The organism is Chryseobacterium herbae (assembly GCF_025154075.1).
Taxonomy (GTDB): Bacteria; Bacteroidota; Bacteroidia; order Flavobacteriales; family Weeksellaceae; genus Chryseobacterium; species Chryseobacterium herbae.
Window position 1 is genome coordinate 766,505 of the sequence record NZ_JAOAMU010000002.1, and the last position, 22,606, is coordinate 789,110.

Sequence of the window (22,606 nt, forward strand, 5' to 3'; positions counted from 1 at the left end):
AACTTATTCTATTTTGTTGATTTTTTTTCTAAACCAATTCTTTATATTTTTTAAAAACTCTAGATGAATATTTTCTAATCTATATAAAAGTTCATCTAATTCCTTTAATAGTTCAAATTGTTTTTCAATATACTCATTTTTACTAATGACCTTATCTTCATAAAGCGTTTCATTTTCTAGCTGAGCTTTTTCAATTTCTTTAAGCGTCATAAATTTATCGGTGATTTTTTAGACTTTTTACTACTTAATTTTCAATATTTCTATCATGAAAATTATTACTAAGCTCAAATATATTAAACAAATTATTACAGGCATTACGGTTTTCCGCAATCAAAAAACCCCAGCGTACATTCGTCGAAGCATATGTATAAGCATATCGCTTCATCAGCGACAAAGTCGCATGACTTTGCCCACTTAAAATAAAGCGGAATTATTAATGAACTTTGCGTTTAATCAAAAAATAATTTCAAACATAACCTATTAAGTACTGTATATTTTATAATCCATCTGGTTTATTGGTATAAGAAGCAGAATTAACATTTTTATAAAATACAGTCAGGCACATTCAGGTATATAATGCCATAATTTTTCTATATTTAGAAGAAGTATAATAGTATATATGCACTCTGTCGCATGTCTACAAATATTAATATAAAAAAAGACAATGCCCATAAACCAAATACCTCCGGACGGAGGCATGTTATATAAAGAAACAGATATGGCTCAGTTTTTCCCGGAGCCATTCAATGCAATAACTGCTCTCTTATTTTTAGCCATAGCTATTTTTTGGACCATTAAAATGAAGGGTAATTTCAAAGAATATCCTTTTTTAACCTACTGCCTGGTTTTATTATATATTGGTGCCATAGGGGGAACTATTTACCATACATTCAGACAATGGCCGGTATTTATCATGATGGATTGGATGCCCATTATGTTACTCTGTTTGTCTGCCGGATTTTATTTTGTAGCTCAGAGCACCAGATGGTACTATGCTGTTTTAATGATTCTCGTATATCTGATACTTATGTTGGGCTTGAGAAATTGGATTTTGAGAGGTAACACTTCTCTCTTTATCAACGTAAATTACGCAATCATGGCTTCATTTGTGCTTTTTTCGGTCTTACGTTATTTGATTTATACCCAATGGAAAGCTGGCAAATGGGTAGGCTTTGCTTTATTGTCGTTTGCGCTCGCACTCACTTTCCGGATCATTGATAAACGGGAATGGTTGAGTTTCGGAACACACTTTTTATGGCATACGTTTGGGGCGGTAGCCACATTTTGCATGTTTAATTATATCTATCTTACGCGGAATACCATTAGAAAAACGTAAGAGTCTGTTTAAATTTTATTTAAAAAAATGTATACATGATTATCAAGCCTTTGGTTCCTTTTACCTTCGTCAATCCTTGGAGTCTTGATTAAAAGAATTTCCCACAGATTCCACAAATTTCACGGATGTTTGTGAATGTTTTTCTCTCGCTTATTTTGCAGATGACGCTGATTTTAGGGACTAAACCTTATAGGTTTTAATATACATAAGCTCTAAAACCTATAAGGTTTGATCCGATCATTTCCAAAAGATCTCAGAATTCTTATGAGTAAAAAATTTGCTCAATCTGCGACATCTGCGGGAATAATAAAAATCTTTGATTTTTTAAAACTTAAGTGCTATTGTCAACATTTAGTTTGTCACTAAAATAAAGTGTCCAAAATCTTTTGTGACTTTTGTGGTTTAATAAAAAATTTTAAACAGTTTTTTTGTGAAATTCAGAGTATAATTCTTTTAAGGTTGAAAGAAACGATTTACTTATATTTGCCCGCAAAGCAAATCTAAATGTTCAAAAAAGTAATCATTGTATTTATCCTTGGCTTTTACGCGGTTTTTTGTTCGGCTCAACAGATTCGGCCCTCCAAATCATCTGAAATTTACCGCGAAATCAAAACCCTTAAACATATTCCTAAAGTTTTATACTTGGCTGCTCATCCCGATGATGAAAATACGGGATTACTCTCCTGGTTAATCAACGACCAAAATGTAGAAACGGGTTATTTGTCTTTAACCAGAGGCGATGGGGGTCAGAATTTATTAGGCACAGAGCAAGGTGCTGCATTGGGTTTAATCAGAACGCATGAGCTTTTAGAGGCAAGAAAGTTAGACGGCGCCCAACAGTTTTTTACCCGGGCGATTGATTTCGGGTTCTCTAAAAATACCACCGACACCTTTAAACAATGGGATGAAAATAGCATTATAGCGGATGTTGTTTGGGTAATCCGTCAATTCCGTCCCGATGTTATCATTTGTCGTTTTCCTCCTACTGCTGCGGCAGGCCACGGACAGCATGCGGCTTCGGCTGTGGTTGCAGAAAAAGCTTTTAAGCTGGCAGACGATAAAACGGCTTTCCCGGATCAACTAAAATATGTTAATGTATGGCAACCCAAACGCGTATTGTGGAATACTTTCCGTTTTGGTGGGGTCAATACGACCGCTGAAAATCAACTAAAAGTTACCGTTGGGCAATATGATGCGCAACTGGGAATGGGCTATGGTGAATTGGCTGGATTAAGTAGAAGTTTACATAAAAGTCAGGGGGCGGGAACACAGTCCGTAGCCGGGATCAGAACTGAATATTTTGCCCATGTTGTTGGCGAACCAGCAAAAGCAACACTTTTTGACGGAGTAGCTAAAACCTGGACTGCAAAAGGAAATGCTGATATTGACCAATCGTTAGATAAAATTATTTCCGCTTTCAATTTCAATAATCCTGACCTCAGCTTACCTGCTTTGCTTGCTTTGCGAAAAAAGGTCATGGCACTGCAAGATGCAGACCTGAAAAAGGATAAAATCAAATCCCTTGACAATATCATTTTAAGCTGTGCCGGGTTTATGGGCGAGGCAGTTACCAATCAGGCTGAAGCTGTTGCCGGGGATCATTATAATTTCAGATTAAATTTGATTTCAAGAGCTTCAGATCCTGTTGTTGTAGAAAATATAAAATGGTTAAGCAAGTTGGAAAGTTTCAACAGAAAACTATCAAAAGATTCTTTAATTACCATTCAGCATGACATTCAGATTCCTGCAGATGCAGCACTCACAGAGCCTTACTGGTTGGCAAAATCTCCCACGAACGCAGCAACTTTCTCTGTTCCAAATGATACTTTAATCGGTTTGCCTGAGGCAGAATCACCATTGAATGTTTTGCTTGGTTTAAGAATTGGTTCAGAAAAGTTTCAGGTTAAACTTCCTTTATCTTTCAAGAAATTAGACCCGGTGCGTGGTGATGTGGTTGAAGCCTTGCGTATCGTTCCTGCATTGGAACTGAAATTTACACAACCGCTTTATGTGGTCAAAGAAAATGAAGATTTACATTTGAGTTTAAATGTTAAGGTCAATTCCAGTAAAAAGTTCAATAATGGTAAAATAAACCTGATGTACAACGGAGAACGATTAGGCGGTGCTGATGTAAGTTTGCTCAATGGAAAAGATACGACCATCGATTACGTTATTCCAAAAATGAAGCTTGCCTCAATACATTCATCTCGCTTACAATTGGATGCCGATTTTGTTGCAGATGGAGTCACTTATAATAAAAAACAACTATTAATTCAGTACCCGCATTTACCCTCCTTACAATATTTTACGCCTGCAACGGTAACCGTAATGAAAGGCGATATTCAGGCGAAGGTTAAAAAAGTGGGTTATATAGAAGGAGCGGGGGATTTCATTCCTGAGTTCCTACGCATGGCAGGTATTCAGGTAGATGTCCTGAAAGACGAAGATTTTTATGGCAAATTAGATGAAATCGGCGGAAACGGTAGTCAAAACAAGCTGTCGCAATATGATGCCATCGTATTGGGTATTCGTGTCAATAATACAGAGAAAAAGTTGGGTCGCTGGATGCCTTTTTTATGGTCATATGTAAAAGCCGGAGGTAATTTGGTGATGCAGTATAACACCAACCAGGATACAACCGTTGACCAATTGGGGATGTACAATTTTAGTATTGCCAATAAGCGGGTTACCGAAGAAAATGCTGCGGTTACGTTTTTAAGTCCCAATCATAAATTACTGAACTTTCCAAACAAAATTACTGCGGATGATTTTAAAGGGTGGGTACAGGAACGTGGTGCTTATTTCCCTGCTCAATGGGATGCAGCATATGAACCACTTTTTGAAATGCATGATACCGATGAAGAACCTTTGCAAGGATCAACTTTATATGCCAGGTACGGAAAGGGGAATTTTATTTATACACCATTGGCATTTTTCAGACAGCTGCCTGCGGGAAATGTTGGGGCAGCACGATTATTTTTAAACTTTTTATCTGCACAGAAAAACTAATGAATAAACCACTTAAAAATTGGAATACCTGGTACATACTATTGGCAGTTGCATTAGTATTGCAGATCGCATTTTATTATTTGTTTACTAAATTCTGGGCATGAGTACTATAGATTGGACCGTTCTTATTTTTACACTTGTTGCAGTGGTTGTTTACGGCGTATTGATTGGTCGTGGCCAAAAAAGCAACGAATCCTACCTGAAAGCAGATAATAAAATGCCCTGGTACATTGTGTTGATAGGGATTATGGCTACGCAGGCAAGTGCCATTACTTTTCTTTCAGCACCGGGTCAGGCTTATACAGACGGGATGCGTTTCGTTCAGTATTACTTTGGTTTGCCTTTGGCGATGATTGTGATCTGTATCACTTTCATTCCTATTTTTCAGCGTTTAAATGTTTACACCGCTTATGAGTATTTAGAAAACCGTTTTGATAAAAAAACAAGGGTACTCACTTCACTGCTTTTTCTATTTTCCAGAGGCTTATCAACAGGAATCAGCATTTACGCTCCGAGTATCATCTTATCAAGTGTTTTAAACTGGAATATTTATTTAACCAATGTTTTAACAGGTGGCATTCTGTTGATTTATACCTATGTTGGCGGAGCAAAAGCGATCGCTCACACCCAAAAATTACAGTTTCTCATTATTCTGGGAACCATGGCTTTTGCAGGTTATTTGCTTATTCAAAATATGCCGAACGGAATTGGTTTTAAGGATGCGCTTTATCTGGCGGGGAAATCCGGAAAGCTCAATGTCATCACCACAGAATTCGATTGGAAAGATAAATACAATATTTGGAGTGGATTGATTGGTGGTTTTTTTCTGGCCCTTTCTTACTTCGGTACTGACCAGAGTCAGGTCGGAAGGTATATTACGGCGAAAGATGATACCAATGCAAAAATGGGCTTGCTGTTGAACGGATTGGTTAAAATTCCGATGCAGTTTTCTATTCTGCTGATTGGTGCTTTACTTTTCGCATTCTTTTCTCTCAAACCGGCTCCGATTTATTTTAACGAACGGTCTTATCAACATTTAAAGGAAACACAACCTGAACAGGCTGCGGTTTTTGAAAAAGAACATCAGGATTTACAAATAAAATTTAATGCAGAATCGAAAGAAATTCTAAAGTTGAAAGAAACTCATTCTCCCCAACTCAAAAAAACAATTCAGGATTTTAAAAATACACAAACTCAGGTAAAAGATCTTCACGGCAGGGTAGAAGAAGCGATCAATCATTCAAACTATAATGCGGAGAAAACAGATACCAATTACATTTTCCTGTATTTCGTAAAAAATACCTTGCCTGTAGGAATGATCGGTTTACTGTTTGCCGTTATTTTTCTGGCCAGCTGGGGTTCAATTTCCGCAGCGCTGAATTCCCTTGCCGCTTGCTCATTAAAAGATGTTCATTTGATATTTAAAAAAGAAATTCCTGATGATGCCACCGAATTGAAATACAGTCGCCTGCATACGTTGGCCTGGGGGATTTTCTCAATCGGCGTAGCCATGTTTGCAACTCAGATGGGTTCTCTGATTGAAGCGGTGAATGTATTAGGTTCTCTCTTCTACGGCCCGATATTGGGGATTTTTCTGGTCGCCTTTTATTATAAAAAAATCACCGGTTCAAATGTATTTATTTCTGCAATTTTATCAGAAATTACGGTTATTGCCGTTTATAAGTTTGATATCGTTTCTTTCCTTTGGCTCAATGTCATTGGGGCAGCGGCAGTCATTATATTTTCTGCAATTGGTTTACTGTTTTATAAGCCGAAAGCCGTAAATTCGTAAACCAACAAACAAAAATATTATGAAAACAATGATCAAATCTGTTACCGTACTTTTTGCTGTAATGACAATGTCAGTAAATGCCTTTGCACAGGATACTAAAAAACCTGCCAGCCCTCCGGCTACTGCTACAGGGAAAATTAAAGATGCAACCATTACCATAGCCTATAGCAGTCCTTCTGTTAAAGGGCGTGCAATCTGGGGTGGTTTAGAAGCGTATAATAAAGTTTGGCGTGCGGGTGCCAATGAAGCAACAACTTTCGAAACGGATAAAAATATTACCGTTCAGGGTAAACCGCTACCTGCAGGTAAATATAGCTTTTTCCTGATCCCTAAAGAAAGCGGAACCTGGACTGCGATTTTTAACAAAGAGCCCAAACAATGGGGCGCTTATAAATACGAAGAATCTAAAGATGCTTTACGGGTTGATGTAAAAACAAAAGCTTTACCAGCAACACAGGAAACTTTAGTGTATAAAGTTAACAGCAATGGATTCACAATGGATTGGGATAAAATCTCAGTTCCTGTAGAGATAAAATAAATTTAAATATGAGAAATTAAAATCCCGTTAATGCGGGATTTTTTTTTGTTTAAAATTTGGTGACGATATACTTTAATGTACCAATTTTAATTCCAGCATTTCTTTTAGGCAAAAACATGCGAAGGTTTAATAAAAAAGCACCGCAACACTAATTTCATAAGCATTAATTAGGGTACATTAAAGTATATTATTATCTAAAATTATTTCTGCAAGTAAAATATAACCCAAAAAGTAAGATCCAATTAGCTGAAATTTAGCTGAAAGCAGGGATTTTATGCAATTATGATTTTACAGATCTTTGCTTCTGTCATTTCCAGGCACAAAAAACACAATGATGGAATCTTTCTATGTGTCGGAAATATAAAATTATGATAGAAGCTATTATTTATGGCTTTTGCATATGTCTGAACCATAAAAAAGCATGAAAAAAATATTTACAGCAGCGGTTCTCGCTCTGATTATAAGTACTTACATAGCTGCGCAGGAAAAAACCTATTTTGATGAAAACTGGGAGAAAACCACTCAAAGCAAAATGGAATTTTATCGGGAAACACAGCATAAGGGAAAACTCACATTAATCAAAGATTTTTATAAAAACGGAAAACTTCGTATGGAAGCCCTTGCTTCAGATACCACACCAGGCAGTGAGATCTATGAAGGTAAGGTGATCACATATAATCCTGAAGGAAAAATATTAAGTACAGTAACATTTTCAGGTGGAAAGCAGTTAGGGCCCGCTCAGACATTTGATGAGAAAGGGCGGTTACTCAATGATCTGGTCTATAAAGCAGATGGTAGTTTTATTGGGAAAGCTTACGGCTATAAAGATCCGGAAATATCAATCTTCTATAACAACATTAGTAGTTATAAAAATAATGGTTCGTTCAAAACCATAATTTATGATGAAGATATCAAGGGGATTCGGTCAGAGATTAACACTAATGATAAGGGAGAATACGAAATTAAATTTTATGGAGACAACGGAAAATACATTGGAAAAACATATACTAACAATGCTCTTGAAGGTGTGTCGGTAGAATATTATTATAATCCAATGAAAGTTTCTAAAATTAAGAAATATAGAAGAGACGGAAGAGATGGAATAGTGGAAGAAACTATAATCTATTCAAAAAACGGAGAGATATTGCAGGAAGAAAAGAAAAATAAAAAAGATGGCTATAAAACGACATATGATGAAACAGGAAAAAAAATAGGAAATCTGACCTACGTTTACGATAAGGAATCTAATTCTTATAAGCCTCAGGACGGCGAAGATTACCAGTTCAATGCTAATATTTCAGGGTTCTCAACAATTGAAATGTACAAAAATGGTCGGGTTGTCTCAGGCAAATATTTTGATGAAAATGGAAAATTATATTCCGAAAATGTACTGGAAGATGAAATGATACAGGAGATCAGGTATTATCATCCGGACGGAAAACTAAAAAGTACCCTAAACTATAAAGACGGCGTTCCTTATAAAGGTACTTTTTATGATGAGGGCGTGGAGCAACAATATGATGATGGTATTTTACTTCTTTCAAAATCTTTCAGGGAGGGTGGAAAAATAAAATCTGATAAAAAACTTAACGCAAAGAAAGCGGGCTATGATTCAACAGTATATGATGAAAAAGGAACTGTTATTTACACCTATATCCAGACGTTGGAAGAAACTGACCGTTTAGATTTCACAACGCAGATCTTACAGTATGTGAAAGGCAAACCAGGTAATAAGGCTGTTGTAAAAGATGGGGTGCTTCAGAGTGGGAAAATCAAGTATGAATCTGATTCCGGTTTAAGAGAACTTGAACGTACAGGAAAATGGATACTATTAAAGATTTATGATTCTGAAGGAAAACTTGTTCTGGATAATAAAATTAGTGCAGACATGCAAGAAGAGGAAAGTTTTCTTAACACCATCATTCAGGAAAATGATCTGCTGTATGAGTTTTAAAACAGTAATTTATAATTTCAATGTATCCTTTTAATAGGAGCATAACAGAACATAGTATATTCAAAATGAAAAATATCAAAATACAATTAACTGGCCTTATGTTATTATCAGCTACAATCATCTTTGGACAGGTGGGTGTCCATACAGCCAATCCACAGGGAGTATTTCATGTAGATGGAGGCAGAGACAATTCTTTTTCAGGGAATCCCACTATAACTCAACAGGCTAATGATTTTCTTGTATCTTCCACTGGTGCAGTGGGAATTGGTACTACAACACCCAATAGTAATTTGCAGGTCAATGGATCATTATCTATGTCTATAGTAACGACAAATAGTGACTATACTTTTACTGACAGAGATTACACAGTTATTTTTACAGGAATATCAAAAGATGCTGCAAGCCATGTGACTTTTACTATACCAGATCCTGTGACATGTAAGGGTCGTATTTATAAGATCAATTCTTTAAATGGAGGGGGGAATAGTCATGGAGAATATAATGCCGATTTTTCAGTATTTACAGATTATGGTTTAAGCTTAAGTCGTCCTGTTATTTATGCAAAGGATGATGATGGAGTAGTTTATTCTTCTACCATAGTTTATAGACTTGGAAATGATTTCAACGGCACTAAAGGCCCGGCAGACAGAATTACAATACAAAGCGATGGCATCAATTGGTACTGTATTGACTATTGATTAAAGGTATTTAATGTATTAAGATAACTAAAACTTCATGTTTCTTCTTTAGAATAAAAATACCATTGAAACTAAGAAATACACAGATGATAAGCTCTTGATTTTTGTCAAGCCGAAACCGCAAATTAAAACAGTTCTTTGTGCTTTTTACTGCCATCAAAAAATACAAAATATAATATTTTACAAATGGTGAAAAACTGTGTTAAAAGGCTTAGCCAAAGCCTGCATGAACCTTTTTGGGTTGAAGATGATGAAAAATACACCGGACCTTCTGAGCGATCCTGGAAAAATTCCTTCAAAAAAATTAAAACCTCATTCTGAATTAATCTATTATCTGAGAGAATAATAGAGCTTGGAGAACTTGAAGGATACACGGTATTAAGAAGTTATCTATTGGGATTAAAAGAAAAAGCTTTTGAAACCTGGGATGAAGGCGAAAAAATGGGATGCTTAAAATCTCCCCTTGCCAAAGCCTCAGTGGAAGTTCAGGGAGAATTGGATCAGGAAGATCAAAAAAAAAATAATTATAAAATAGGGTACTGAATAGGACGTTTTATTAAACCTTTATCATATGCATTTAAACAAAAGATACTTTTCATTACTATTGGTTGCAACTATTTTAAGCTGCAGCCCCAATGAAAAGACAAGTCAGCAAAATAAGAAAATCACCGATACTGTTCATACCAATCGCATTATTATAAAAAACCGGAAGGATACTCTTTTAGAAAATAAGGAAGTGCCTTTTATTGATTATAAGGTAGTATTGGTTGCTTTTAATAAAGCTATAAAAACGGCCAAGTTCAGTAAAGAATTGAATTTTAATTACCAGGATAAGCTAGACGTGACTATTTTTGATTGGGAAAATCCAATTCTGATTGGTGATTTGAATGATGATCATTTGGATGATGCTATTGTGCCCTTTACTATAGAAGAACGACAGGGTGGTTGGAATGCATGCTATGCTATTTTTATCAATAATGGTGGTATTCTTGAATATAAATATTCATTTAATAGAGGGGGTGGTCTTGCGGAAAGGAGGATTGATTTTAAAAGTATAAAAGACGGAATCATAAAGGGTATAGGAGAACCGGGATTCTATTCTGAAGAAGGAAATAGTACGCCGGTAAATTATATGTACCGACCTACAGACCTTTCAGAAGTCGCTACTGCTTCAGAAGCAAAATGAAAAACGGATGAAAAAAATAAAATCTATCTGCCTTATTTTAACGAATCTATAAAAAGTAAATTTTAAGTCTGCCAATTATTTTGTTCAGAAAATAGAAAGCAGGCTGCAGGTTTCATTTTATATCAATCCTTTTGCAGGAAAAGAGAGTAGGGAATAATTATTATTGATTTAACAAGAAGAAACATGAAATACAAAAAAACAGTTATTCTCACTAGTTTATTAGTCCTTATTGGTTTGTTCTTCGTCTTAAAAAAACAATATAATCAGTATGTATGGCGCAAAACCATCGTTACTCCCGAACATAAGCTGAAGGTAGGAAGCATTATTTTTTCGAAAGAATTACGGGTAGATGGGGGAAGCCAATGGTACAAAATGAATTATTCCTTATTCAAAGTTATTCGGATAAAGGGAGACTTTGTGAGGATTGCTCCGATAGATAAATTGTACACCAGCAGGGACTTATCGGCAGATAATGATTTGCCGCCCGCTGCAGAATACGAATACATGAAAAATAATATAGGACGTACCATTGTAACCGGAATATTGAGAGAAGACCTGTACGCCAATGGAGCACCTCCATTTATTTTAACCGCAGATTTAAAAAAGAAATACCCAAGCTTATTTAAGTCAAGATATTACTATGAAGAATTATCTGAAAAGGATAAGAATACCTCAATTCCTAAAAATAAGATTACTGATATTGAAAACTGGTTGGGACTTACCTATTCGGTAAAACAGATTGTAGAACATGGGGTACTTGTTCCCTATACCTTAACCGATAATTTTGAGAATTATAGTTTACTTCCTTATTTAGCTGATGGTTATGACATAAAGATTGATCTAATCATCAACTCGAGAAACCCAACTAATCATTAAAATATGTCACATAGAGTTTATTTATATAATATCAGTGAACCAGGAGAATCTTCGGCCGATGACACAATGATGATAGAATGGGGATATGAAATTCCAATTTTTTTACAACCCTTATTAATTGACGGAGCAATCATTGGAGGGAATAATTACAATACCCATACTCCGGGTAATGATTCGGGATTATTCTATAACGCTCCCAAAGGAATAGAAAACTTAAAGCGATTTTATAATTTCATTGAAAAGCATCAGGAAGAATTAATTGATGATATTGAAAGTTTTAAAACAGCCAAAGAAAGCCTTTTTAATTATATTGAAAAGCTTCATCAGCCCTTTTTCAATTTAGATGCCTGGGATGTCTTTAATATGAGTAGTACCAGCCACAAACAACAGGCAGAAGAGTGGCTTGAGAATATTAAAAATAATAATGCAGTCATTGATAATGCTATTGATGCAGACAACATTTTTTTACTGAAACTTTCTTTATTTTCAAAAGATGTTGGAGAAGGATTTGAGGACTTTAGGTCGCTGTTTAATTATTCAAATTATGGCTATGGCTGGGACATTATTGAGCAACCCGAGCCTGTGGGACCCGAGATTTTTGAGAAAAACAGTCTTTGGGGATTAAGAGATGCAACCGGAAAAATTCTTATTCCTCCTACATATGAAGAGTTTTATGATTTTAATGATGAAAATATGGCGGTCGTTTTTTTGGATAAAAAGTACGGCTATGTCAGTAAAGATGCTAGCAGAATCATAACACCGCAATTTGATGACGCCTTTGATTTTATTGGAGGTTGCGCAAGTGTTATGCGATCTGAAAAATATGGACAGATCAATAAAAAGGGAGATGTAATTATTGATTTTATCTACCAGGATATGGATAGTATTAGCTATGAGGGAGAATTTTTCACAGCAAAATTAAACGATAAATGGGGCGTCATAGATCACCATAATAATACGGTACTCCCTTTTGAATATGAAGAACCTATAGAATCCGGCAACTATGGAGAAACCTATATCACTGCGATAAAAGGAAGAAAAACAAAACTCATTTTCACAAAACAATTTAGATTTTTAGCAGAATGTGAAAATCGTTTTGTCAAAAGTATACTGGTTCCCAATGAACAGTATTTATATGAAATCGTAAAGAATAAAAAGTCAGATCAAAATCAGCTATTTGATGATGATGGAAAATTACTGTTAAGCGGCTATGAAAAAATAGCAAAAAATCTGTTTTACGTTTTTATAATCCGGAAAGAAAAAAAATATGGATTGCTGAACTATAAAGGAAATGCTATCCTTGATTTTGAGTATGAAACAATAGAACAGCTTGATGTTGTTTTAAATACTAAAGACCGTGATTTTTGTGCCCATTTGCATGATATCTTTTTAAAAGTAAAACGTGCACAAAAATACAGTTTACATCTTGTTGTCAACAATTTCAACAAGCCAATAAGTGATTTTATTTACGATGATATGGTCTCTTTAAACAACTCTTTCCTTGCTGTTCAAAAGGATGGCTTTTGGGGGATAATTCATGCCTTGGGCGAATTAAAAGTTCCGATGGAATATCACATGATCTTAAGAGGAAATGATGCTTATTGTTTAAAAGACGATATGGTTTATACTTTTAATGGAAACAATATTGAGGAAGCTAATAAGGCAGATTTGCAAACCTATATTTATTCAAATCAAGAACTAGGTTACTATCATTTTGATAGCGGAGTTGCGAGAAGACTTCAGGCTTATATAGATAAAGGCCTCCCGCAGAATGAAATATTTTATCAAAAGGCCTTGGCACTTTTCGAATTAGACAATGAAACTAGTCTTGCAGAGGCCGTAAATAACTACCAACAGGCAGTAGATTTGGGGCACGCTGGCGCTATGAACGAATTGGCTATTATCTATGAAGATGCCAGAGGAGAAAATCCTCAATATAAAAATGAGGAACAATCTTTTCAGTTGTTTTTGAAATCAGCGCAATCAGGATCTAAAACGGCCATGTTAAATGTAGGTTTTTGCTATGCGGAAGGAATGGGAACTCCGGTAGATCAAAAACAAATGCTATACTGGTATACAGAAGCTTACAAGGCAGGCAATAGGGCTGCAGCCCTTGAACTCGGACATTATTATTTCCATAGTAAGGATGGAAATGAAAACTATGAACTGGCATTGAAATATTATTTGAAAGCTGAAAAAACAGGTAAATCTGTAGATATGGAACTTGGCTGGCTGTATGATTATTTTGATTATACAGATCAAGCATTGCCTTATTTGTTAAAAGCAGCCATTGATGATGATCAGGGGTATGCTATCTGGCAATTAGGCGTCTATGCAGAATCCGGAACAGAAATGGAAATTAATATACCACTTGCTATTAAGCGTTTCGAGGAAGCTGCCCACATGAATTATAGCGAAGCTTTTCTAAACCTACATAAAATCTATAAGAATCACAAAGACTTTGAAGATAAGGTACTAGCAGATAAGTACGCTATTAAAGCTATAGCAGCAGGTTTGAAAATAGAAGAATAGATCTTACCTGATAAGCTTTTTAAAAGAATTAATAATAAAAAAACAAATGAGTTTGAATTTCACCGGACCTTATATAATGATTACTTTACTATTGAGTACAGCATTCTTTTTTTTGGGCTTAACAGGCTTCACAAATCCTCAGTTGTTTAAAAGAAAGAATTCATTGAAAGTACCTAATAAATTCGTTTTATTATTGATTTTCTTCCTGATTTCAATTGGTTTTCTTATAACAGCAGTAGGCTTATTCGCAACACAAATTCATAAACGTAAATTCGCAGACTATGAGAATAAACATCAGCAAAGGTTTTTCATAATAAATCCAATATGTTATAGCAACTTTGTTGCCTTAAATTGATTAAAAGTATGTTTTAAACAGAATGATATAATTAAATTATTAATGGACAAAAAATATGGTCTACCGCCTTTTAAAGCTTGTCAGTCCAAACCCAATATAGTGGCTAAAGGAATTATTATTTCTTTTTTTATAGGGCTTAGTTTACTTAGTGTTATCTTCTTAGGATGCTCCATAACCTGGCTCCTAACACCGGATAATGATGAGACAATACTTATAAAGATCGTTATTGTTTTAATGCTGCTGGTCTTAACGGGGTTACCCATTTTCCTTTCTTTTTATTTTTGGAAACCTTCAGGCTATACAGGGATCATCGTTGACGAAACCGGAATTACACATTATTACAGGGATAAGAAACATATTGTGAAGCAACTGCCCTGGAGTATCTTCTTAAAGAATCCAGATGAAGAATCTGGACAAGCCGTGTATGACATTAATGAACTTAGTCACTCCTCAACAGGGAAAGCGCTGCAATGGTGGGAAGTAAAAGACGGAAATACCGATAAACAATCATACTCTTTTGTGGGTGAAAATCATTTTTTTCTGAACCGTTTCTCCTTGGTTTCCACTTTTTTATTAGGCATTGCTCATTTCAGACCTGATCTAAACGTAAATCCAAATGTTTTCAGCGAGTTCTATATTGACTCAAATGAATATGTTTTTCAAAAAAAAAAATATATCAAGGACATTATTATGGGGCTGCTTATTCTTGTTGTCATTGCAGTCATCATATACTTTGGAGTGTTATTATCTTTTGAAAAACATAATTAAAAAATTATCTAATCAGATCTGATTGGTTAAATTATTTAAGTACCTACGTAAGAATTGGTAATTGAATTAGAATAGAAATACTACTAAATTTAAAAAGATGAATAAATTTTTAATAACAACTGTGATTATGGCACTAGGAACAGTTACTCAGGCTCATGCACAGAAAAAGAATACAGGTAATAAGGTGGCCGTTGAGCAAAATGCCGTAAAACAATCTAAAGATATTGAAAAAGCAAAAAACTGGATCATTCATGTCGTTGCCAGTACGCTCAATAAGGCCAATGGCCTGGCAGAAAATACCAATGAAGAAGCCGAGGGTAAGCATAAAGAAATTTATACTGACAAATATATGGCTTATAAGAATGATGCTATAGAGGTGGGAATGGACTGGAAAATGACCTTGAAAGAGTTTAAGAAGAAATGGGCTAAAGATTTTAACTGTGAATATGCAGGTATTGGTACAGGTTATCTGGTCTCGAACGGTGAGTACGGGTTTATAGAAGTGACCCGTTGTGTTTTCAAGAAAAAAATAGGAAATTCTTATCTGTTTGAAACAGTAATTACAGATACAGATGCTAAGATTGATTATAAAAGAGAGATTAGAATAGTTCCTTCCGGAAATGCTTTTTTAATTGAAGATGTACTCGAATATAAGTAACCGTATGGATTCTCAAATAAAGAATAGAAATTTAAAGTATCTAGGAATAACTTGTTTTATCTTCAGCTTGCTGCTACCCGTTCCTATTCCTTTATACGATGAAGGGAGTATCAGTTTTGATGATGCTGGAATTTGGTACCTTTTATTGGGTTGGAGTGAGGCTTTTAGCTGGGAAGGTATCAGTTGGTGGGCAAATGTTTTCCTTTTATTATCATGGTTTAAGAGAAGAAATCTTAAATTATCTTTGATATTTATTTCTATCGCCGTATTTCTAGCTTTAATCTTTATGGTGAACGCACACGCTTTTCAGGCAAACATGGGAATTGTAGGAGGTGGAGGAGGTTCAGTGGAAATAATAAGAATGTTTCCCGGCATTGGCTATGCTTTTTGGTTGGGAAGCTTAATTCTTTTCTTGTTAAAGTCCCGGGAAAAGTTTTTAAGAAACCGGGATATTGACCAGTCAACGGATCAGTAATTTTCATTTGATCCTAACTGGTTTTTGAGTGAAAACCCTTCTTTAATTTTAAACTATTATAATTGAAAATTCATCCAGATCGATTTAATATATAGAATAAAAAATAGGACTATGAGAAATATAGTCCTATTAACTAAAAAATGATAAAGTTTGAGATGAAATTATAAGAATAAATTCTAATTTTTAATAAATTTCTTTGTGATGAGACCTATTTGTAGTATATATATTCCTTTTATAAGATGATTTACGTTTACCGCACCTCTCTCAAGTTTCCCTGAAGTTATTAATTTTCCACCCATATCCAGGATTTTGTATTCTTCTGATGTTGTATTTGAAACATTCAGGATATCTTTTACAGGATTAGGGAAAACTTTAAAATCAGTCAGTACATCATTGGTGCTGAGTAAATCTCCTTTGGCTGCAGAGCCAATATTAAGCGTGTAGTCTTCTACTTGCCCATAAGTATAAGTTCCACAAGATGATGAAGGAAGAGAACTATATTTCAGCATTACTCTCATTCTTGTTGAGCCTGATGCTGCGGAAGCTGGAATTGTAATACTTCCCGTGGCTGGAGTTGTTTTGGATCCTGTTTTAGACCATGCTAATTCTCCACTATCAGTAAAATCGCCATCTTGGTTATAATCAATATACACTGCATATGCTTCGTTATAAATTGTTGAAGTCCAGGAAGGTGTTATAGAAACTGGATAAGTATTGCCTTTTATGACAGCAGTTGAAACAGACGTGAAGTCTTCATATCCTGCTGTTCCTGTAGAGCTATTATTTATTGTTCCGAATTTTACATTCCCAATTCTTTCATCTGAGGTATCCATTGCAGATGCGGAACAGTAAGTCACACTAGGCCCTGTAAGAGTAGTTACACTCACAGAATTACTGGAAACAGAAATATTTCCTGCTGCATCTTTTGCTTTAACCGTAAAGCTATAAGTGGTAGATGGGCTTAAGCTTGTTGCGGTATAAGAAGTGGAAGCTGTAGAACCTATTAACGATAATCCCTGATATACATCATATCCTGTAACTGCTATATTATCTGTAGCACCGTTCCATGATAAATTAGTGCTTGTAGAAGTGGTTCCTGAAGCTGCAAGAACCGGTGCCGTAGGAGCTATTGTGTCGTTTCCTGCCGGTACTGCATTTACATTGATATTGGCATTGTTTATATCAAAAAATATATGATTGGAACCCTTGACCATAAGTCTTCCTTTTGTGGTGGTAACGTTGGGAATGGTTACCGCCTGAGATCCATCATTTGGAGTTGTGGCCAATAGGGTAGTCCATGTATTTCCACTGTCTGCAGACCAAAGAATATCTACATTGGCAGCATTCACGCCATTGGCTGTAGTTCCTGCTATATCCCACGTTACAGTTTGAGCGCTGTTACCTACATAGTTGGTTACAGCATTTTGTGAAGAAACGGTGAATGGTCCTGCCGTTCCATTTACAGTGATTACGTTGTCATCTGAATTATTTGCCGATCCTCCAGCCCTGTTATCACGAACTGTGAATCTGAAATTTAATGCTCTTGCAACATTAGATAATGCTTCAACAGTAATTTCTGAGCCTGCAGTAGTAGTTGCACCTGCCAGAACGGTTTCCATTCTAGGAAAATATCTTATAGGTGAAGTGGTTGGTGTCCATGATCTGAAAGTAGGACCGGAGGTCTTTGTTGCACTTGCTGCAGAGTTGGCACCGGTTTGTGAGGATGAAGCAGCATCCATCTGTTCCCAGATATATGTTAAAGCGTCGCCGTTTGCATCTGCCCCTTGTCCTGTCAGCATGAATGGAGTGCCTTTGGGAATAGTATAGTCTAGACCTGCATTAGCAGTTGGAATTGTATTACCGGTATTTGTATTTACTGAGCAAAATTTATTTTTAATATTATTCGTAACCTGTTGAATGCTTACCGCATGAAAAAATGCATCTGAGTGTGGCTGTACATCCTGAGAAGTAATTCCTGCGTAGCCCATAATGGTAGATCCTGAACCAGTTTCCATATTCACACTATATGGTTCTATATTATGAGAGAATGTATGGTTTCCACCAAACTGATGACCCATTTCATGAGCTACAAAGTCAATATCAAAATTATCACCTGAAGGAATCGCATCTATAGGAGAAGTGAAGCCACTCCCTTTGGATCCATTTTCACAGACACATCCAATGCACCCTGCACTTCCACCACCTCCGGTAGCTCCAAACAAGTGGCCAATATCATAATTGGCTTCACCGATTACAGAAGTTAACGTGTTTTGAAGTTGATTACTCCAGCTAAGCATTGAAGAAGCCGCAGAATAGGGATCCGTTGAAGCATTGGTGTAAATTACATCTTCGTTATTTGCAATCAAAACCATTCTTGCCGCAAAATCTTTTTCAAAAACACCGTTCACACGGGTCATTGTGTTATTCATTGCTGCTAAAGCGTTGGCCTTTGTTCCTCCAAAGTAAGTAGTGTATTCTCCGGTACAGGAAAGGGCGAGCCTGAATGTTCTTAATACAGCATCATCAGCGTTGGGTCTGGCTGTAGAAGTGTTGGCGACTCCTTTTTGAGCGACATCAAGTACTGTACATTCAAATGCACTCAGGTTGTTTTTTTTGTCCGCTTTTTTATACACTACATAAGCCGATAAGTCCTTAGCGAAAGGTTCAATAAAAACAGCAGATTTATCTCCATAAATCTCCATGGATGAAAGCCCTAATGGAGAAATACTAAAGTAAACAGTTGAATTGGGATCTTCCAGACCTTCACCCACATAAGACCTGATATCCGGATATTTAGCGGCAAGTTGAGGATCAAAGTTTGAGTTTTCTTTTACTTTAAAGTTTTCTATTTTTCCTTCGGAATTAGGAAATGAAATAATGAGTTCCGATTTTTCACCGGCTGCCAGTCTTTTTGGAGCCTTGGAAAGTACATTTTTTAATCCGATAATATCTAATGTGTAGATTTTCGGATTGGCAATACTCATTTTGTTCTCAAAAATGTCTGTTGATGTTTTTTGTGAACTTTGCGACCAAAGATTATTAGTCTGTGCGAAAGAGATACCCGAAATGAGCAGCATCCCAATCACTGATAGGTTTTTTTTCATATACTAAATAATTTAAAAAGGTGATTGATAGAATTTCAATAGATACAGGTGAGGATCTATTTGACGATTAGCTTTTTATGAATGGTGTCCGTACCGTTTCCTGTTTTGACAGTTACCAGATAAACACCGCTTGTCAATGCATTTTCTCTTAGGTTCAATCTGTATTTTCTGTCGACGGGCTTAAAAGTCTTGGACAATACTGTTTTTCCTGTTAGGTCGTTGATTATTATTTCTGTGGCAGAACCAAAGTTCGGGTTGTTTGATGAGAAATTAAATTCTACATAATCAGTAGCAGGATTGGGTGCCATTGAAAAATCAACACTTGCGGAGGTTTCATTTATAGATAATGTACTGCTGTTCCGGGTGAAAAACTCCCATATTTTTTGAGTGTAGGAAATGTCGTTTTGTGAACTAAGCCATGTATGACCTGCATTGTTTACTTTAAAAAGCTCTATAACAGAATTATTAACGGTACTTGTATACTTGTAATGATCTACACTGTATCCATCATTAGCCGTATCTGGAAGTAGGGTATGCACAGGAGTGCTTACTGATTGATTATTGGTTTTCCAATAGCTGATCATAGTATCTACAGAACTCCCATAGTTGTTGGTTGTGTATCCAATTGTGTTGTCAGCTGTACCGTGGAAATGGGCAATGGAAACAGGTCGTCCAGGGGTTCCTGCCGCAACCGGAAGTATAGCGTTTCCAAAGGTTCCTGCGACAGAAGCAAATACCTTTATTTTATCATTTAAAACAAGGGCTAAACGTTCCGTCATAAAACCACCCATAGAAAAACCGCAGGCAAAAACCTTATTGGGATTAATACTGTAATTTTGCTTTACCTTATCAATAAGTGAGCTCAGAAATCCTATATCATCAACATTTGCATTAGGAGTATATAAACTTAATCCGGCACCGGAGTTCCATGAGGTACCTGCGAACGGGTCAGCTATTGCCTGGGGACAAACGACAATGATATTGTTTGTTTCTGCCAGAACATCAAATCCTATGTTTCTAAAATTGGTCATATTATCCCCGAGTCCATGTAAAGTTAGGACCAAAGAGGCTGGATTCTGAGGATTATAATTGGAAGGGACATATATTGAGTATTCTCTCAAACCTGAAGAATGCTGCAACGTTGCAGTTTGCCATTGCTGGCTATAAAGGTTTGCAGATAAGAATAAAACTAAAAATAGCAGTAGACCAGTAGATTTGTTTTTCATTTTATAATTTTTTAAAAGATTTTAAATTAAGATTAAACGATATATTAAATGATTATTACTTATAGAGAGATAATTTTTAGGCTTTGAAATCAAAATTTTCTTTTGATATTATTCTATTCTTATGAAATCAAAACTAGTCTATTGTTTCTCTTGTTATAACCGATATTTTTATTTTACAAAACATACAGTATTAAATACGTATATAGATTTTTCTCCTACATGAATGCTTTTTCTACTTTACAATATCTTTTAATATTGAGTTTTTTTTTAGTTTTATTTCACCAGATTTATTTTATAAACATTTATCTATTAATGAGTGTTTCATTATTATTAATGCAGTATTAGAAATATTATTAAAGTTTTTTATCTACTTTGATAATAGATTTAATATTTTAGCTTGCTAAAATTCGGTTTGTAATGACAAAATATATTCTTTCATTTATTTTTTTCATAAACATCACTGTAAGTCTGATTGCCCAAAGTCCTAAAGAAAATCAGCTGAACGAAATAATAAAAGATATATCAATGAGTTCAGCGGGAGATACAGAGATTAAAAAGCTAGAGGAGATTATAAAGACCTGTAAAAATTCAGGTTATAAAACTTGTGAAGGTTTGGGCTATTTAAAGGCGGCTTTAATCTATTTCAAAAATAATAATACAGCAAAGGCGGTTTATTATACCGATAAAATAGAAAAGGAAAAATTAATTACAGTAGATACAAGTTTAGAAGCCTTTTTCCATCTGAAAACATTACAGTGTAATATTTTTCAATCCTCAGGAGAATTTTCAGCGGCATTACAAATATTAAAAGAGATTCCTGAAAACGAAGATCAATATCCATATTTTACGTATTGTATATTTTTATTGAAAGGAGGGATTTATTCAAATATTGCAGATAATAATCAAGCGATCCAGTGTTACAAAAAAGCTTACATAATTTCCAGGAGGTGCCGGGAAGAAAAATACCTTAAGAGTCTGGATATTAAAAGAGAAAGTCAGATTGGGAATAGTTATAAAGCAACACCACACCTGGCAGATGCATTTCTCAAAACAAACCAAATTGATTCGGCCAAGATCTATATTGAAGAGGCTTTGAGTGATCTTAAAAAATTTGACGATCTTAAAGATGCGGATATAAAATACACTACTCATTTTTATGCCGGATCTATTTATATGGCGGAAGGCAATTATGCAAAGGCCCAGGATAACTATCTGATAAGCAAAAAAATTATTGATCGTTATTTCCCTATCGAAGTTATGCAGAAAGAAATGTATTCTTCTTTATTGCATTTATATGAAAAAACGGGAAAATCAGACAGTGTTAATTATTACTCGAAAAAAATTTTTGAAATTGAAGAAAGCAATGAACTTAAAAACATTGCCGTCAAAAAAGCAATTGATAATAAGAGCAATCATATTAAACAGGAATTGGCCAATGATCACAGAAAACTTATTTATATATTATCCGCATGTCTTTTAATGTGTCTGCTACTGTCCTTTTTAACCATTAGTCTTCATAAGAAATATAAAAGCAGAGTATTAGATAAAAAAGATGTTCCGAAACAGATGAAAGAGATTGAAGTTCAAGACCTGAAATCCACAAAATCATTTGATGAACTGGTGATGCTTGCTAAAGAAAATAAACCTGAATTTCTAACTAAATTTAATGAGTTATATCCGGAATTTACACACCGGATTTTATCTGTCAATGATAAAATTCAGAATACAGAAATACGGTTCTGCGCACTTTTATATCTTAATTTTTCGACAAAAGAAATCGCAGAATTTACCTTTACTTCAATACGCACGGTCCAAACTAAAAAATACAATCTGAGAAAAAAACTTAATATCGCTTCGGATGTTGATATTTACTTCTGGTTTAGAAACTTGTATTAACTTTTCTATTTTCAACTAAGTGGAATCATAAATAATTAAACCAGAGCAAATTTATTTTTGTTTTTATAAGTTTTCATTTTGATTTCCTTTTGCTATTTTGCATACTCTGAACGTGGATGAGCTAGGTAATAATTAAATTGGGAGATGGGGAATCTGAGATTATTATAAAGCAGAAATCATCTATTTTCCCCCTGAAAAACTAT

Annotated in this window: 17 protein-coding genes; 14 read left to right on the forward strand and 3 right to left on the reverse strand. The window is 35.2% G+C overall.

From position 1 onward, the window contains the following. Positions 1–3 precede the first annotated feature (3 nt). Positions 4–210, reverse strand: coding sequence for a hypothetical protein (locus tag N0B48_RS09435; protein WP_259838505.1), 207 nt, complete (start codon positions 208–210; stop codon positions 4–6). A gap of 454 nt (positions 211–664) precedes the next feature. Here N0B48_RS09435 and N0B48_RS09440 point away from each other — a divergent pair, with 454 nt between their 5' ends. The 13 genes from N0B48_RS09440 (at position 665) to N0B48_RS09500 (ending at position 16,177) form a co-directional block, all read left to right on the forward strand. Continuing rightward, on the forward strand, positions 665–1,336 hold the full coding sequence (locus tag N0B48_RS09440) for a hypothetical protein (protein WP_259838506.1): 672 nt from the start codon (positions 665–667) through the stop codon (positions 1,334–1,336). A 504-nt stretch (positions 1,337–1,840) separates the two neighbouring features. Further along, positions 1,841–4,345, forward strand: coding sequence for a PIG-L family deacetylase (locus tag N0B48_RS09445; protein ID WP_259838508.1), 2,505 nt, complete (start codon positions 1,841–1,843; stop codon positions 4,343–4,345). Between the two features lie 100 nt (positions 4,346–4,445). After that, entirely contained in the window at positions 4,446–6,137 is a 1,692-nt protein-coding gene (locus N0B48_RS09450) for a sodium:solute symporter family protein (RefSeq protein WP_259838510.1), read from the forward strand. 19 nt (positions 6,138–6,156) lie between these two features. After that, on the forward strand, positions 6,157–6,675 hold the full coding sequence (locus N0B48_RS09455; protein ID WP_259838512.1) for a DUF2911 domain-containing protein: 519 nt from the start codon (positions 6,157–6,159) through the stop codon (positions 6,673–6,675). A gap of 421 nt (positions 6,676–7,096) precedes the next feature. After that, positions 7,097–8,629 (forward strand): toxin-antitoxin system YwqK family antitoxin, encoded by a 1,533-nt coding sequence (locus N0B48_RS09460; RefSeq protein WP_259838513.1) that lies wholly within the window; start codon positions 7,097–7,099, stop codon positions 8,627–8,629. 65 nt (positions 8,630–8,694) lie between these two features. Beyond that, on the forward strand, positions 8,695–9,327 hold the full coding sequence (locus N0B48_RS09465) for a hypothetical protein (protein ID WP_259838515.1): 633 nt from the start codon (positions 8,695–8,697) through the stop codon (positions 9,325–9,327). 393 nt (positions 9,328–9,720) lie between these two features. Continuing rightward, entirely contained in the window at positions 9,721–9,870 is a 150-nt protein-coding gene (locus tag N0B48_RS09470) for a hypothetical protein (protein ID WP_259838516.1), read from the forward strand. 28 nt (positions 9,871–9,898) lie between these two features. Further along, the gene (locus N0B48_RS09475; RefSeq protein ID WP_259838517.1) at positions 9,899–10,513 is read left to right on the forward strand and encodes a hypothetical protein; all 615 of its coding nucleotides are present in this window, start codon (positions 9,899–9,901) and stop codon (positions 10,511–10,513) included. A gap of 183 nt (positions 10,514–10,696) precedes the next feature. Next, entirely contained in the window at positions 10,697–11,389 is a 693-nt protein-coding gene (locus N0B48_RS09480; protein WP_259838518.1) for a hypothetical protein, read from the forward strand. Positions 11,390–11,752: 363 nt separating this feature from the next. Continuing rightward, positions 11,753–13,921 carry an SEL1-like repeat protein gene (locus N0B48_RS09485; RefSeq protein WP_259838519.1) on the forward strand — a complete coding sequence of 723 codons (2,169 nt, stop codon included), beginning with the start codon at positions 11,753–11,755 and terminating at the stop codon, positions 13,919–13,921. A gap of 397 nt (positions 13,922–14,318) precedes the next feature. Further along, complete coding sequence (locus N0B48_RS09490; protein WP_259838521.1) at positions 14,319–15,044, forward strand: hypothetical protein; 726 nt, start codon at positions 14,319–14,321, stop codon at positions 15,042–15,044. 97 nt (positions 15,045–15,141) lie between these two features. After that, positions 15,142–15,702 carry a hypothetical protein gene (locus tag N0B48_RS09495; RefSeq protein ID WP_259838522.1) on the forward strand — a complete coding sequence of 187 codons (561 nt, stop codon included), beginning with the start codon at positions 15,142–15,144 and terminating at the stop codon, positions 15,700–15,702. A 4-nt stretch (positions 15,703–15,706) separates the two neighbouring features. Next, a complete protein-coding gene (locus N0B48_RS09500; protein WP_259838523.1) occupies positions 15,707–16,177 on the forward strand; it encodes a hypothetical protein in 471 nt (156 codons plus the stop codon). Between the two features lie 176 nt (positions 16,178–16,353). Here the strand turns inward: N0B48_RS09500 and N0B48_RS09505 are convergent, their stop codons facing one another. Both N0B48_RS09505 and N0B48_RS09510 read right to left on the reverse strand, forming a co-directional pair. After that, a complete protein-coding gene (locus tag N0B48_RS09505; RefSeq protein WP_259838524.1) occupies positions 16,354–19,281 on the reverse strand; it encodes a reprolysin-like metallopeptidase in 2,928 nt (975 codons plus the stop codon). Between the two features lie 56 nt (positions 19,282–19,337). Beyond that, complete coding sequence (locus N0B48_RS09510) at positions 19,338–20,507, reverse strand: T9SS type A sorting domain-containing protein (RefSeq protein WP_259838525.1); 1,170 nt, start codon at positions 20,505–20,507, stop codon at positions 19,338–19,340. Positions 20,508–20,924: 417 nt separating this feature from the next. Here N0B48_RS09510 and N0B48_RS09515 point away from each other — a divergent pair, with 417 nt between their 5' ends. Continuing rightward, positions 20,925–22,403 (forward strand): tetratricopeptide repeat protein, encoded by a 1,479-nt coding sequence (locus N0B48_RS09515; RefSeq protein ID WP_259838527.1) that lies wholly within the window; start codon positions 20,925–20,927, stop codon positions 22,401–22,403. Positions 22,404–22,606 lie beyond the last annotated feature (203 nt).